Annotated in this window: 17 protein-coding genes; 8 read left to right on the top strand and 9 right to left on the bottom strand. The window is 46.0% G+C overall.

From position 1 onward, the window contains the following. Positions 1-21: 21 nt before the first annotated feature. Positions 22-1,290 carry a thermonuclease family protein gene (locus ADU24_RS06675; protein WP_231689578.1) on the bottom strand — a complete coding sequence of 423 codons (1,269 nt, stop codon included), beginning with the start codon at positions 1,288-1,290 and terminating at the stop codon, positions 22-24. Between the two features lie 690 nt (positions 1,291-1,980). On the opposite strand from ADU24_RS06675, the gene ADU24_RS06680 reads away from it, so the two are divergent. Together ADU24_RS06680 and ADU24_RS06685 are read left to right on the top strand one after the other, a co-directional pair. Continuing rightward, positions 1,981-2,568 (top strand): class I SAM-dependent methyltransferase, encoded by a 588-nt coding sequence (locus ADU24_RS06680; protein WP_053365899.1) that lies wholly within the window; start codon positions 1,981-1,983, stop codon positions 2,566-2,568. Positions 2,569-2,601: 33 nt separating this feature from the next. Beyond that, the gene (locus tag ADU24_RS06685; RefSeq protein ID WP_053365900.1) at positions 2,602-3,531 is read left to right on the top strand and encodes an aldo/keto reductase; all 930 of its coding nucleotides are present in this window, start codon (positions 2,602-2,604) and stop codon (positions 3,529-3,531) included. A 220-nt stretch (positions 3,532-3,751) separates the two neighbouring features. Here the strand turns inward: ADU24_RS06685 and ADU24_RS06690 are convergent, their stop codons facing one another. Beyond that, positions 3,752-5,278, bottom strand: coding sequence for a hypothetical protein (locus ADU24_RS06690; RefSeq protein WP_053365901.1), 1,527 nt, complete (start codon positions 5,276-5,278; stop codon positions 3,752-3,754). Between the two features lie 251 nt (positions 5,279-5,529). Between ADU24_RS06690 and ADU24_RS06695 the strand changes: the two genes are divergently transcribed. Both ADU24_RS06695 and trhO read left to right on the top strand, forming a co-directional pair. Further along, positions 5,530-5,775: a YuzB family protein gene (locus tag ADU24_RS06695; RefSeq protein ID WP_053365902.1), complete on the top strand. Its 246-nt coding sequence runs from the start codon at positions 5,530-5,532 to the stop codon at positions 5,773-5,775. Positions 5,776-5,984: 209 nt separating this feature from the next. After that, positions 5,985-6,959, top strand: coding sequence for an oxygen-dependent tRNA uridine(34) hydroxylase TrhO (gene trhO, locus ADU24_RS06700; RefSeq protein ID WP_053365903.1), 975 nt, complete (start codon positions 5,985-5,987; stop codon positions 6,957-6,959). Positions 6,960-7,071: 112 nt separating this feature from the next. Here the strand turns inward: trhO and ADU24_RS06705 are convergent, their stop codons facing one another. From ADU24_RS06705 to ADU24_RS06720, 4 genes are all read right to left on the bottom strand, one after another. Continuing rightward, positions 7,072-7,638 (bottom strand): cysteine hydrolase family protein, encoded by a 567-nt coding sequence (locus ADU24_RS06705; protein WP_053365904.1) that lies wholly within the window; start codon positions 7,636-7,638, stop codon positions 7,072-7,074. Positions 7,639-7,721: 83 nt separating this feature from the next. Beyond that, positions 7,722-8,480, bottom strand: a complete 759-nt coding sequence (locus ADU24_RS06710; protein WP_053365905.1) for a YqcI/YcgG family protein — start codon at positions 8,478-8,480, stop codon at positions 7,722-7,724. Positions 8,481-8,593: 113 nt separating this feature from the next. Further along, complete coding sequence (locus ADU24_RS06715; RefSeq protein WP_053365906.1) at positions 8,594-8,827, bottom strand: hypothetical protein; 234 nt, start codon at positions 8,825-8,827, stop codon at positions 8,594-8,596. Further along, a complete protein-coding gene (locus tag ADU24_RS06720; protein WP_053368813.1) occupies positions 8,824-9,054 on the bottom strand; it encodes a hypothetical protein in 231 nt (76 codons plus the stop codon). The genes ADU24_RS06715 and ADU24_RS06720 overlap by 4 nt, the downstream gene beginning before the upstream one ends. 99 nt (positions 9,055-9,153) lie before the next feature. Here ADU24_RS06720 and ADU24_RS06725 point away from each other — a divergent pair, with 99 nt between their 5' ends. Then, the gene (locus ADU24_RS06725) at positions 9,154-9,624 is read left to right on the top strand and encodes an Hsp20/alpha crystallin family protein (protein ID WP_053365907.1); all 471 of its coding nucleotides are present in this window, start codon (positions 9,154-9,156) and stop codon (positions 9,622-9,624) included. Between the two features lie 54 nt (positions 9,625-9,678). On the opposite strand, the gene ADU24_RS06730 is transcribed toward ADU24_RS06725, so the two are convergent. Beyond that, the gene (locus tag ADU24_RS06730) at positions 9,679-9,909 is read right to left on the bottom strand and encodes a hypothetical protein (RefSeq protein WP_053365908.1); all 231 of its coding nucleotides are present in this window, start codon (positions 9,907-9,909) and stop codon (positions 9,679-9,681) included. 61 nt (positions 9,910-9,970) lie between these two features. Between ADU24_RS06730 and ADU24_RS06735 the strand changes: the two genes are divergently transcribed. Next, positions 9,971-10,759: a hypothetical protein gene (locus ADU24_RS06735; protein ID WP_053365909.1), complete on the top strand. Its 789-nt coding sequence runs from the start codon at positions 9,971-9,973 to the stop codon at positions 10,757-10,759. A gap of 41 nt (positions 10,760-10,800) precedes the next feature. On the opposite strand, the gene ADU24_RS06740 is transcribed toward ADU24_RS06735, so the two are convergent. Then, positions 10,801-11,574 (bottom strand): YetF domain-containing protein, encoded by a 774-nt coding sequence (locus ADU24_RS06740; protein WP_053365910.1) that lies wholly within the window; start codon positions 11,572-11,574, stop codon positions 10,801-10,803. 153 nt (positions 11,575-11,727) lie between these two features. Here ADU24_RS06740 and ADU24_RS06745 point away from each other — a divergent pair, with 153 nt between their 5' ends. Further along, the gene (locus tag ADU24_RS06745; protein ID WP_053365911.1) at positions 11,728-12,339 is read left to right on the top strand and encodes a superoxide dismutase; all 612 of its coding nucleotides are present in this window, start codon (positions 11,728-11,730) and stop codon (positions 12,337-12,339) included. A 50-nt stretch (positions 12,340-12,389) separates the two neighbouring features. Here the strand turns inward: ADU24_RS06745 and ADU24_RS06750 are convergent, their stop codons facing one another. Beyond that, the gene (locus tag ADU24_RS06750; protein WP_053365912.1) at positions 12,390-13,028 is read right to left on the bottom strand and encodes a helix-turn-helix transcriptional regulator; all 639 of its coding nucleotides are present in this window, start codon (positions 13,026-13,028) and stop codon (positions 12,390-12,392) included. 267 nt (positions 13,029-13,295) lie between these two features. On the opposite strand from ADU24_RS06750, the gene ADU24_RS06755 reads away from it, so the two are divergent. Then, positions 13,296-14,474, top strand: coding sequence for a M24 family metallopeptidase (locus tag ADU24_RS06755; protein ID WP_053365913.1), 1,179 nt, complete (start codon positions 13,296-13,298; stop codon positions 14,472-14,474). Positions 14,475-14,596: the final 122 nt, after the last annotated feature.

Consider the following 14,596-nt stretch of genomic DNA (forward strand, 5'->3'; position numbering starts at 1 on the left):
AAGCCGAAATGGCTTCACTTTTTAGCGTTCGCAGGCATAGTTGTCTTTGTCTCGGTCCATTTTTGCCTGATAGGCTGGATGCGTAGATGGTACGCCGTTCGGATATTTTTTCCTTAACTCCGTACAGTTTGCGAAATATTCGGTTTGGGTGCTGGCAGCCGGTGCGGTTGCAGCAGGTTTCGGAGCCGTTGTGGTCGTTGTAGTTGATTTAGCAGGCTGGGACGCAGCAGGCTTAGGCTGTGACGTACTTTGTGCCGATGGTTTTGGATCAAGGTCGCCCTTCGTTGTCCCATTCGGCCCATATGCCCACAGACCTTTGTTGTTTTGCCGTGCTTCCCGTGCGAATTTCACGAAATAATCGCTGTATTTTACGTCGGGAGCGTAAGTGGAAGGTTCCGCATACCCGTTCAGGACGAGCTCGGCATTGAACATCTTTGCCCGGATTTCCTTTTCGTTCATGTCGTCTGTTGGGACTGCCAGCCAGATGATGCGCAGCAAGCGTCCGTACCGGTCAGTATTGCTGACGTCTTTTTGGATCCAGATTTGTTTCCCGGTCAATCTCGATTTTGTATAATCACTTGCTTCCTTGCCATAAGGCTCGTGCCTAGTCGTTGATTCAGGTGTATTTACACCGATGAAACGGATTTTTCTCCCGTCCGATGTTTGGATTGTATCTCCGTCGACTACACGGCCAACTGTAACCTTCTCAAGCGCAAGGGAGGCAACGAGCGCGCTTGTTTTTGCTTCCTGTTTGGCTTTTGCCTGAGCTTCAGCCTGTTTTTTCGCTTCAGCTTCGGCTTTTGCTTTTTCTTCAGCTTGCTTCTTCGCTTCAGCTTCGGCTTTTGCTTTCTCTTCAGCTTGCCTTTTGGCCTCGGCTTCCGCTTTTGCTTTTTCCTCAGCTTGTTTTTTGGCTTCTGCTTCCGCTTTCGCCTTTTCTTCAGCTTCTTTTTTTGCTAAAAGTGCTGCTTTTGCCTTTTCATCCGCTTTCTCTTTTTCTTTAGCGGCGTTCTTATCGCTGGCCTGCTTATCGATTTTTACAGCGGGCTTTGAAGATGCCTGGCCCTCAACCGGCTCTACAAACGTTCCAACCAGGATAATAGTCGAAACAACTCCCGCTGTCAGAATCAACCATGGTTTTTTAAAATAAACCTTGCCCTTTGACTTCTGGTGGCTGAGCCAAAAACCAGCTCCGTATACGGCCACGCCAATCAAGGCGATTGGTGCCGCAGTCGTAAGGATCAACAAGAACAACAGCAGCAAAATCATTATTATGTTTTTAATTAACTTCAACTTCTCTTTCCCCCTAAAATTATTCACTACCAATTATACCAATATTTTTAAGTTGAATATGGTGGTATTTAATGGCTAATGCGGAAGGAACTGACTTTTGCTAACCAACCAGTTTTGTCACGACCTGAAATAAATATTGCGTTGTGAATGGTCGGAACGAAAGTAGATCTATTTTGGAAAAAGAGACCGATTGGCGTAAAAACCATTTTCTGTCCAAATCCCCGTCTTATTTGGACACCGAGGCAGCGAAACCGTTATTCGCTGCTCCAAAAATTACCATTAAAAAGGGGATTTGAAGATTTATCGAAAAAATTCATGCGATATCGAAAACTTTTATATGGTTATCGAAAACTTTTAGGTGGATATCGAAAATTTCAAGCCGTTTATCGGAAACTGTCACATTTTTGACAAACTTACCATCCGATGTAATATCTCTAAATTACGTTTGCAGAGCACGTAGCAATCCGCTTAAATGATTTACTTCAACTAATTTGGCTCGTTGATTCCAGTGGTACAAGACCGGCGCCACACATCAGTGGAAAACTGGCCAAAACTCAACTCAAATAAAGTTCGCCATCATAAAACGTAAATGGATCCGGGATTTATTTTTCCAAAAAGAAAGGTTCTAACGAGCAATTGTGGAACTTAATTAAATGAAACGCCTGTGGAGAGGAGGAGACCCAAAAACTCATGCAGCATCCAGATCGAAACCACGTTAGAGAAAAATGGAATAAAAAGCATAATGAACGGCTGGCTGAAATGGGGGACCCGTTGCCGAACGAGAGGTTGAAATACCTATCACAAAGTTTGGCGGGAGGAAAAGCGCTTGACCTTGCTTGCGGGCTTGGCGGGAACTGCCTGTTTTTGGCTGGGCATGGTTATGCGGTTGATGCCGCCGATATTTCGGAAACAGCCATTAAGCATGTCCGGGAGTTGGCTGAAAAAAGAGTACTAAAGCTTAATGCCTCGGTTATGGACTTGACAGATGCCGAAAATTTGCCGTTTAAAAAAGGTGCCTATGACCTCGTTGTGATTGCTTATTATCTGGACCGTGCGTTATTTCCATATGTGAAATGCCTGTTAAAAGAAGGTGGCCTTTTCTTTTTGGAAACGTATTGTGATTCGCCAAAATTGGCAGGGGGGAAGGTATCGGATAAATTCCGGCTGAAGCCGAATGAACTGCTGGATGAGTTCCGGGGTTGGAAAGTTCTCTTTTTTGAAGAGAATGAACTGGAAGGGCGGCAAACCATTTTTTGCAGAAAGCCCGGTTTACAATAAAGGAATGATTACATATAGGGAGGATGGTTGGAGATGGCAGAAAAGATGAGGCTTGGAAGGACGGATTTACTGGTGAATCCGATTGGAATGGGGACAAATGCGGTTGGGGGGCATAATATTTATCCGAATATTGATGAAGCGGCTAACTTTGAAATGGTTAGGGCCGGTTTGGAAAATGGCCTGAATTTCTTCGATACGGCATACTTTTACGGATTGGGGCGGTCCGAGGAAATTATCGGCCAGGTTGTAAAAGAGACTGGGAGACGCTCGGAAACGGTTATCGCCACAAAAGCTTCTTACACCTTTGTCGGCAATGAAGTTGTCCACAACAATGACCCGGCATTTTTGACCCGTTCCGTAGAGGAGAGCCTGAAACGCCTTCAATCAGATTATATTGATTTATTTTATATTCATTTTCCGGACAAGGTTACGCCTAAAGACGAGGCGGTCGGCGCGTTGAATCGGCTTAAGGACGAAGGAAAGATCCGCGCGATCGGTGTCTCCAACTTTTCGCTGGAGCAATTAAAGGAAGCGAACAAGGACGGCTACATTGATGTTTACCAGGGCGAATACAACCTCTTGAACCGCCATGCCGAGAAGGAATTATTCCCGTATTTCCGTGACAACAATATTTCCTTTATTCCATATTTCCCACTTGCCAAAGGGCTTCTGACCGGGAAGTACGACAAGAATACAAACCTTGAAGGGAAGCGCGGGAAATTTTTTGAAAAGCAAACCTTTGAGGCAGCCTTGGGAAAAGTGGAAAAAGTAAGAGGGATCGCTCAGCAAAAAGGTGCTGACGTTGCCAATGTCGTCCTCGCCTGGTATTTGACACGCGATGTCATTGATGCAATCATCCCGGGTGCAAAACGACGAGAACAAGTTCTGCAAAACCTGAAAACGCTCGATGTCAATTTGACGGAAGACGAAATACGCCTAATTGACCTCGCCTTCAATGAGTAGGTAAAACGACTAAAACGAATGTAGAATATCACGCTTCAAGATTTACCCGGCTGCCGAGAGAACGCCTAAGCCAGTATGACCGTCTGCCGAGACGACCCGGCTGCCCACGATAACCCAGATGCCAAGACGACCCCGATGCATGAAACAGGCTTAAGCCTGTCTATCTGAGCGCCGCCAGAAACAAATCAGGGAGGCCCTAAAAAAGGGCCTCCCTGAAACATCAAGCTGAAGCAGGCTTGAAATTAATATGCAATTCGAGCAACGTTTTGCTTGCCGCGGCAATTGCCTGGTTCTGTGCGGTTATTTTCGCGTATACCGCTACTGACGCCTCTGTGTTCCCCTGTTTTTTGACATGCTCGTCGAGTTGTTTTTTTAGTCCCGCAAGCTGGACGGAGTTTGCGGAAAGCTCACCTGTCATGTTCACATAAAATTCCGCCTCTGCTTTTGCCGTAACAGGCGTGGTTGCCGCTTTTGCGTAAAAGTCCACGATTGCTTTGGCATTGGCAGCCACTTTTGCCTCCACTTTTGCTACCTCGCCGGAAATCACGGTTACTTGTTTCGCCGCTTCAGCCTTCAGGTACTGGCTGTGCAATTCATCCAGCTTCTTTTTCAGAGCGGTATTGGCCTCTGTTTGAACAGTGATTTTTCCATAAATGGCAGCTGACGCATCGGTCTTTCCAGTTACTTTGACTGCCGCATCAAGCTGCTTTTTGATGGAAGACAAGAGGACTGCGTGGGCGTGTATTTCCGCTGCCGATTTTTTGTAAAATTCAGCTTCATCTTTTGCGGCTACCGAAGTGGCTGCCGCTTTTGCATAGAAATCTGCAATATTCTTTGAAGTGGCTGCCAGGTTTGCTTCGGCCTTCAGTACAGCTTCATTGAAGGAGGCCAGTTGTTTGGCGGCTTCTTTTTGTACGTACTGGCTGTGCAAATTATCGAGGTTCTTTTTCGCAACGGCAATTGCTTCATTTTGTACAGCAATTCTTGCATAAAGGGCGGTCGTTGCATCAGTCTTCCCAAACGACTTTACAAGTCCATCGAGTTGTTTTTTCGCATCAGCAAGTTCTTTTGACGCTGAACCTAAATCAGCTGAGGATTTCTTATAGAATTCCAACTCGGCATTGGCTGTAACAGGCGTTGTTGCAGCCTTCGCATAAAACTCGGCTGTTGCCTTTGAAGATGCCGCCACTTTTGCTTCAGCCTTTCCTACGCTCTCCTTGATGGAAGCCAACAGTTTGGCTGCATCAATTGCTTTTTGCTTCTGGACAAACTGGCTGTGCAAATCGGCAAGCTTTTTTTGTTCCTGGGAGATTACATTCGTTTGTGCTGTAATTTTAGCATAGGCCGCATTGACCGATTCGGTTTTTCCGTATTTTTTGGCTACCTGGTCTACCTGGGTTTTCAATGCCTTCAGCTGGTTGTTGTTCGCCTTCAATTTGCCCGAGGTGCTCGAGTAAAATTCAGCTTCGGCTTTTGCCGAAAGGGAACCGGTTGCCGCTTTCGCATACAGTTCAGCCGAAGCTTTTGCCAGCTTGCTGGTACTAGCTTCAACCTTGTCGATGTTTTTAAGGATTGAGGCAAGCCGCTTTTTAGCTTCTTTATCCTTGGCGGAAGCCTTTACCGAAACAGAAGCGGAAACCTTTACGGAAGATTTTTGTCCTGTGGTAGTTGCCGATACGTTTCCAACAGTGCCGAATGCCAATCCAAGAGCAAGGGCAGGTACTGCAATCTTCAATGACTTTTTCAAATGTAAAACCCCCTAACCGAATTTACCATACGTTTCGGTGGGTCGATTTTCTTTTTGTGGGTAAAATTGAGAGAATAATGAATTTTGTGGAAAAGATTTTTCGCCATAATTTGCGGCTTGTTAAGAAAGAAGTTTTCTCCCCTTAAGTGCCCATCATGCAACCCTTCACTCTGAAGCAAAATCCCTATATCGGCGCCAAATCAAGGGTATACTATAAGGGATGATTTTTTTAAAAAAAGGAGGGGACCGATTTGGGCATCGTCATCGTAGATATATGCCAGAGCAATAGTATAAACGTGCTCGATCTTGAAACGATTCTTGAATCAGAATACCCGGAAGTGTCTGTCCTCCAGAATGAATGCCTGTCTTTTTGCGGGATGTGCGCTAGAAGCCCGTATGCAATCGTGAACGGTAAGCGGGTTTTTGCAAAAACCCCCGAGGAATGCCTTGATAAAATCAGAAGGCAGATTGAAAAGGAGCTAGCGCTTTTTGAATGAGGGTTCTTAACCAAGCGGCCAACTACGTGGATGGAACTCGGTTATCGCAAGAGAATTTGCCTCATTTTATAAAGAGCGGGCTTTTTTCGGGCCATATTGAAAAATAGCGGATTTTTTTATACAATGTTTTTATGCCTTTTGGTATAAAAATATCCAAACGCAAAATACTGCGTGGTTTTAGATAGACTACTGAGATTGGAGTAAGGAAAATGACTACACACCCATATAGAGTTTTACTCTATTATAAATATGTCAACATTGACAATCCGGAGGAATTTGCCGACCAACATCTTGCTTTCTGCAAGGAGCTAGGCTTGAAGGGCCGTATCCTTGTTGCCGAAGAGGGCATCAATGGCACAGTTTCCGGTACGGTTGAACAAACCGATGCGTATATGAAGGCAATGCGTGAAGACGAACGCTTTGCCGATATGGTTTTCAAGATCGACGAAGCGGATGGCCATGCGTTTAAGAAAATGCACGTACGTCCACGGTCCGAGCTTGTTACACTAAGGCTTGAGGACGATGTTGACCCGAACGAATTAACCGGCAACTATTTGCAGCCGAAAGAATTCTTTAAAGCGATGCAGGATCCGGAAACCGTAGTAATCGACGCCCGGAATGATTATGAGTATGACCTGGGCCATTTCCGCGGAGCAATCCGCCCTGACATCAAGGCATTCCGCGACCTTCCTGACTGGATTAGGGATAACAAGGATCAATTTGAAGGCAAGAAAATCCTAACCTACTGCACAGGCGGCATCCGCTGCGAGAAATTCTCGGGCTGGTTGAAGAAGGAAGGCTTTGAAGATGTAAGCCAGCTTCATGGAGGGATTGCGACATATGGAAAAGATCCCGAGGTGAAAGGGCAGCTGTGGGACGGAAAAATGTATGTTTTTGACGAAAGGATTTCCGTGCCGATTAACCAGGTCGAGCATGTTGTTGTCGGGAAGGACTATTTTACAGGTGAACCATGCGAGCGCTATGTAAACTGCGCCAACCCCGAATGCAACAAGCAAATTCTTTGTTCAGAAGAGAACGAGCACAAGTATCTCCGCGGTTGCACGCACGAGTGCCGCGTCCATCCACGCAACCTATATATAAAAGAACAAAACTTGACCGAAGCTGAAGTTGCCGAACGCCTAAAAGCGCTGGGTGAAGAAGCCCCGGTCCAGACTGGTGAATAGATAAAACAAAGGGACAAACCTTCTTGATCGGTTTGTCCCTTAATTTTTTTCAAAATGGTAGCTATGGGGCAATTCCTGTACACTTTAGCCGGCCGATTTAAGTTTGTCCCAATCATCCAATCGAATCCAGAATTTCATCCGTTGTTGTAATCGTGGCAAACTCTTTATGAAGCATCGCCAATTCCAGCTCGTGGATTTCTTCAGCGGGATGTTTAACATTGTTAGGGCCGGTTATTTCAAAGGCCGCGGTTGCATCTGAGACGAGGAAGTTCGTATAGCCCAAATTCCCCGCCATCCTTGTCGTCGTCGAGACGCAATGCTGTGTCGAAAAGCCGGTAATGACAAGGGTTTTAATTTGATGCCCTTTTAAAAACTCTTCCAACGGCGTCCCAATGAAGGCACTGTTGACGTTTTTCGTGAATACCGTTTCACCTGAAAGCGGACGAAGGGGGTCTTTGATTTCAATATTTTCGCCGTTTTTATAGTTCAGCGGCGAATCGGGAAGCAGGGAGAGGTGCTGCGAGAACACGACAATCCATTCCCGCTTCCGCCATTCTGCAAGCAGCCGGTAAATATTTTCCTCCGCCTGGGGATTGTTCCGCGTGCCCCAATAAGGGTCATCAAAGCCTTTCTGCACGTCCAGGACGAGCAGCGCCGGTTTGCCAAATAGTTCTGCCAAATCATTTCCTCCTACCTGCTGGTTCTCTTGGACTATAGGTTTCCACGATGTAAAAAAAACATGCCTAATTGGCATGCTGAACGTTATTCCCCATCTTCTCCCTTCGCCTTATCACCCTTTATTAAAAAATGATGGAAGGGGCAGCTTCCAAGACTTGATCCGTCATCCCTAAGGAAATACTGCTTCCATTCAAAATTGTCATTATGTCCATACGTATTTAAATCCGGGTGGATCGGCGCTTGATCATATGCAGCTAGCCGATTCCGGATATCGTCCTTGATTTTTGCGGAACGGGCCTTCGACGAATTGAATTCCACCAGAACGGACCTTGGTGTAATTGCGAGCATCAAATATGGGAAATGCCTGCTCTGCCTATTAACATGGGCCGGCGTTCCGCAGTAGACAAAAAGCGGTTCCCCTTTAAAACAAAACTCCCATAAAGGATTGCCGGCATCTACAGGAATGTGGGCGGGCCATTGGGTGGCATCCAGCCTCACGCACTCATTCAACTGAGCCCAAAATAGCTGCTCATACTGTTCAACACTCCGCGGCTCGTTGTTTGTATCCTTATAAAATAGAACGAGCGAGGTATAATTTCCGAACTTCCGGTAATTTTTTGCGTATTCATCAAGTGCGCGTGCAAGCAATGCCACGGAATCGGGAACTTCGGGGTTCGGCAAAAACGAAAACCTAATGTGGCCCATCCGGTGGGCGATGGTGGCCGGAATGCAAGGGAACGGCTTATCCTTGTCGCGCATCTTTACGGAAAATTTTTGTACCGCATCTTTTTTCCATGGCTCCATCTCGAGCCGGGCAACTTCCTCCTCCTTATACAAAACCATACACGGTTCCCCCTCTCTCATTAGAGTATTCAGGGACCGTTTCAAAGTGATTCGGCGCAGTTTTTTCAAAAAAAGAGCAATCCCCATGGATAAGGAAGCTCCGTGTAAAAAAATCATATAACGCTGTTTTTGATAGAATTTCCATCTGTCACATCAGAGTCGTTAATGAAGTTAATCGGAATATTGATCAAGGAGATATCACCGTTTTGTTCACCGAAGCCCATATTCCTTTTTGTGGAGAGGAAGACGTCCGCCTGCTGGATTGAACCGAATGCAATTTGGGAATGGCGGTCAAGGACGTTTACTTTGAAATTAAAGACATTCGCAATGGAGGGAAGAAATATCATGGAACCAATCCTCCGTTAACCGTTCCGGGAAGGCAGGACTCAAAAGAAGCCGGGGAGTCGATTTGATCCCTGTCATCAACCATATTCCTATTTCCGACAAAGGCGGTATCGTCACCATAATTTTGGCCATAGCCCTGGTTTCTCTTATCCGAATTTTGCCACTCAGCAAGGAGATTTTGTCCGATATTTACTGCCGACGCATTTTCGAAGGAATTAATTTTGATCATAAAAATATTTATATTAATAGCTGGTACAGCCAATTGTCTCCCCCCTTTTGGAAAAATATATGCACGTTAACGTTCCTATATGAGTTGGAGGGTTCTTGGATGGATATGGACAAGTTGAAGAAATGGATGGAAATTGCGCAAAAGGTCCAGGGCGGCACCTTTTGGGGGCAAATTTTCGATGAGGAATTTGCAAAGGAGCATATGAACGCGAATTCGTTCTTTTCCGGGTTCAATGACATGGGGACTGGAATGGAAGGAACATTCCCTCCTATAGATATGTATGAGTCGGCCGATAAAATTTACTTGCTTGCCGCGCTTCCAGGCATTCAGCGGGAGGATGTGTTCCTGGCGCTTCAGGGGGACAAGCTTGTCATCCGGGGCCGAATCGCAAGCCCGTTCATTGACCTGAAGGAGATCAAAAAAGAAATAAAGACCGGTGAATTTGAAAGGGTCATCGCGCTGCCGCGGCTGGCGAAGGACAACAAGCTGGAGGCCTCGTTCCAAAATGGGGTACTGACAATCGTCTATGAATTCATCGGGACGCCCGAAGAGAGCATCCCGATTAAATAGCCTTCCAACAGCAGGGGGCCATACCCGCCGGAGTATTGGAAAATAGAAAGCAGATTATCGATTTCCCTTCCTCCTAATGGAGTCGACAATGTCCTGGTCAAGGATGCCACTGGCTTCCCCGTGCATAAAACAGCCGTCCCCGTTTTGATAGCCATAGCCAAATGACTCTTTGTAGGAGTTTGTTTTCCTTTTTTGAACAGTCCCTCTTAGCGAAACGAGCGAGCCATTTTCAATTGAATTGATTTTGCATCCTTGTATATTAATTATAATTCTTCCAGGCGCCATTTTATCCACTCCCATTCTAAAGTCCTTTTAACAAATGTCCAGATAAAGTGTGGTGTAGCTCATGTCTCTTAAAGGACTATTCACGAACAACGAAGAAAATGATGCAATAAATGGCAGGATTGCCGAATTGGAGAAAAGTGTTAGGAAAATCAACACGCTGGATGTGCATCTTAAAAGGTTTTTGCAATGGGAAAGGGATGTGGCCCCACTTTTAAAAAAGAAAGAACAAGCAGGTCCTCCTAAGGAATCAGTGAAAGAATGGCAAAACCGTGATGAAAAAGAGTTGGATAAATCCATCAGGCAGATTGTCTCAAGGGAACTTCAACCGTTTTTGGATGAAATCCGGCGGTTGAATGGGCTAATTGATAATTTGGAGGAGGCCAGGAGTAAAAAGGAAAGGTACATCCCGCCAAGAATGAAGCTGGCAAGGCGGATACCGGAGGAGAGGAGTGGGGAAGTAACGGCCGCCTTGCTCCTCAAGCTCGAACAAATGGGCTGCTTGATGGAAGAAATGAACGCCAAACTGGCTGAACAGAATCGAAGAATCATTGAATTGGAGGAGTTGGAACGAGAACGGAAAAGAGCGGACCTAAAGGCCGAAAAACAAAGGGCGGGTATTCAGCCGTCTCCGGTCATTTTCCAGGAATACAAAATAGAGAAGGTCATTGTCGATAAATATGAGCTAAACAACACGATTGGCCAATTGGGCATCAAGGAATTGGGTGGGCAGCTGAATATTGGGGCGACTTACGGCGTCAACCGGCCTCCTTTAATTGGAGACGGGGCGGCTCTTGCAAGTGAGGAAAGTTCGGAAAACGTGGAGCAGGCAAGAGAAGTGGAGGATGGATAAACCATGCCCCGGTGCAGGCTCAAGGAAAATTAACGAAAATTTCAGTGGAGCGGAGGGTCACTTCTCGTGTCCACATACAATTTCCCATCTGACTGAATTTCCGCGTAAAAAATGTTTTCCGGGTCATTGATGCCGGCTGATTGCAGCTGGCTGCCCAGCCACTCCTCATCCAGTTGCCATTTCCGCAAGTTTTCCTTCAAAACTTGCCCGTCAGAAATGACTGCGATTGGAATCGGGTATCGGGCTTTTGTGCCGTTGTTTGGTTTTACGCTGTTTTCTGCAAATGTCCGTTCACTTGGCTTCATGCCGTCCCTAGCTAGGGGTTGGCCGCCTTGCTTCAGGTCGTTCTTCGTAAGTGGCAGTTCGCCTTGTTTTTTTAAAACAGATAGGGTGCCATCCGTTTCAAAAATCGCATAATCGACTTCGGACAAGGAAAACACATCCTTTTTTCGCAGCAAAGCCCTCAATGAATCCATATCCAGCCTCGATTTCCTGAGAGTTTCTTCCATGATATGCCCATCCCTGATTACGATGGCGGGTTCCCCGGTGACAATGCCGCGGGCAGTACGTGATTTAATATCGAGGAAACCTGTCAATACTGTAAACAATGTCCAGGCAGCCAATGCAATCAGCCCATTCCTTATGCTGATGGAAGAGTCGATTGCGAGCGAGGCGCCAATGTGTCCGATGGATATTGCCGATACAAAATTAAAAAAAGTCATTTGGGAAATTTCCTTCCGGCCCGTAATTCTCGTCAGTGCCAGTAAGGCTATGTAAGATAATGCAAGGCGGGCAATCAAATCGGTTAGCTGCATACCGGAACTCCTTTGGATGTTTTAATCGTAGTATTCCAATGGTAGGCATGGGTATGTGTTAAAAGGAGGTTTTTATACTTATTAGTTGAAAAAGTAAATGTCCAGTTTTATAATCAAATCGTAAGAAAAATTACATAAAAGGGGATTTGAAAAATGGCTAAATACGAACTACCAGCATTGCCTTATGCAAACGATGCGCTTGAGCCGCATATCGATGCGCAAACAATGGAAATCCACCATGACCGCCACCATGCTACATATGTAAACAACCTAAATGCGGCTCTTGAAGGACATGGCAATCTATCCGGAAAAACAATTGAGGAGCTAATCGCCAATCTTGATGCCGTTCCGGAAAACATCCGTACTGCTGTACGCAACAACGGCGGCGGCCACGCGAACCACAGCCTATTCTGGACCCTTCTTTCTCCAAATGGCGGCGGTGCTCCTACAGGTGAAGTTGCGGATGCAATCAATGAAGCGTTCGGCAGCTATGACAAATTCAAGGAAGAGTTCACCAAAGCTGCAACAACACGTTTCGGTTCAGGCTGGGCTTGGCTTGTTGTAGACAACGGCAAATTGGCTGTTACAAGCACGCCGAACCAGGACAGCCCGCTAATGGAAGGCAAGACTCCAATCCTTGGTCTGGATGTTTGGGAGCATGCTTATTACCTGAAATACCAAAACAAGCGCCCGGATTATATCGCGGCTTTCTTTAACGTTATCAACTGGGACGAAGTGAACAAGCTATATTCCGCAGCGAAATAAGGCACAAAAAAACACTTTCTGGACGGGGATTCCCGGACTGAAAGTGTTTTTTATATTTTTTCGGCAAACTGGATTCGAAATCGGCAGTGGTCGTCCTCGTCCGCTTTGCAGCTGACCCGGTTGATGTTCTCCGTCTGAAGGACACTCTTCAGCATTTGCGTCTCGCACTTGCAAGCGGTCTTGTATTGGTTGGCAATCGCTAGGATCGGGCAGTTGTATTCAACCAGCTCATAGGTATGATCGTCAATCCTTGTGGCAGCCGCCATGTAACCTTTTTCATTTTGGAGGCTGACGATTTCTTTTATTTTCTCGGAATTCACCTTTTCAGCTATTTTCCGTGAATATTCCTCAGTGAGACGCTTTTCCCTTTTTTGAAAGAGCTCGTTAACGGCTTCTTCTCCATATAATTCCTGGATGTCCTGAAGAAAATCAAGCGTAAGCCCTTCATAGTTTTTTGGAAAAAGAGCTTCCCCTTTAGCCGTAAGGGAGTAAATTTGGAGCGGCCTGCCCATCGGCTGCCTGGCCTCGCGAGATAGCACGATCCCATCCGTTTCCAGGACATTTAGATGCTTCCGGATTGCCATATGGGTAATATTCAGACGGTTCGTAAGTGAAGCGACCGTCATGCTCGATTCCTTTTTTAATAGTTCCAGAATTCTTTCCTTTGTCGGTTTCCTAGGCTCCGCCATCCCCATCACCCCTTTTTTAAATCGGATACGCCAACCGTAGCAACCCAAACATTAAATCAACTAATTATACAATAGAGTATAAATAATGGAAAGGGAATGGGAATTGGAATCTCCTTGACAAACGCCGGGCACTTGGTTAATTTCGGAAAAGAGGGATAATTCAAAAAATAGACATTAGTTAGGCGGTTGGAGGATTTGAATGATTCCGGTTTTCTTTTTAAAAGCATGGGAGAATGTTTGTTAAAGAAGATGAGGAGATGAGAATGTATGCTTTTGTCCATTCCCAAAAATGAGATTCTTGAAAGGCAGCAAAAGTTTATCTCGCAGCTAGGGCAGAGGAAAGCGGATTGTGCGATTTTGTTCAGTGTGACGGATATTTTCTATCTAACGGGCTTCCACTTCCATCCAACTGAAAGGCCAATTGTTTTTTTTGTGGATCCGTCCCAGAAAACGCACCTGTTCGTCCCGGCGCTTGAGCACGAGCATGCGGAGGAATTTGCCTGCGTTGACCACGTCCATTCATATCCGGAATACCCTGGCTTAAGGCATCCAATGGAATATTTAAAGGATGCTTTAACCGAATCGGGCTTTTCCGGAAAGTCTGTTGGCTATGACGCGAATGGCTACGGATCGCCAATGGGGTATCGGGGTCCTGCCGTAAGCGATTTTCTTGATGCGGAGTTTGTCTCTTTGAAAGGGCTAGTGGAAGAAATGCGGTTCATTAAATCTCCGGCTGAAATTGAGTTGATCAAGGAATCATGCCGCTGGGGGAACCTAGCCCACCGCCTTCTGCAAAAATATTCAAATCCGGGATTAAGTGAAATCGAGATTACGAGCAGGGCTTCCACTGAAGCAACGATGGCCATGATTGAAACGCTCGGGAAAGAATATCGCCCGCATGGAAGGACGGCTTATGCGATTTTCCGAGGGCAGATAGGGGAGATGTCCGCCTTCCCCCACGCCGTGACCCAAAACCTTATTTTGAAAAAAGGGGACACATTGGTAACTGGTGCTGCTGCGGATGTTTGGGGGTATCACAGTGAGTTGGAAAGAACGATGTTTGTCCAGGAAGCGAGCAAGGAGCAAGAAAACTATTTTCAAATCATGTATGAAGCCCAGGAAGTTGCCTTCGCGGCGATCAAGCCTGGAGAACCATGTTCCGCAGTTGAGCAGGCTGTTCAAAAGTTCTGGAAGGAAGCCGGAGTCGAACATCTTGTCCAGCACCATACCGGACATGCAATAGGCCTTTTGGGACATGAGGCGCCATTTTTTGATCTCGGCGACCAAACAATCATGCAGCCGGGAATGGTCTTTACCGTTGAACCTGGTATTTATGTAAGGGGACTCGGCGGTTTCAGGCATTCAGATACTGTCGCCGTAACTGAAAACGGCATGGAAATGCTGACGTATTACCCGAGGGACTTCGAGTCGATGATTTGCTACTAAACTATATTTTTTGATAAGGAGAGAATTCCTAATTCTCTCTTTTTCTTTGTGCCGGGAAGCTTTTTTAGCCGCGTTTATGTACTACGAAAGCTCCGAGTGACAAAGATTAGGCCAATAAAATA

Source organism: Bacillus sp. FJAT-27245 (assembly GCF_001273955.1).
In the GTDB taxonomy this organism is placed as follows: domain Bacteria; phylum Bacillota; class Bacilli; order Bacillales; family Cytobacillaceae; genus Bacillus_D.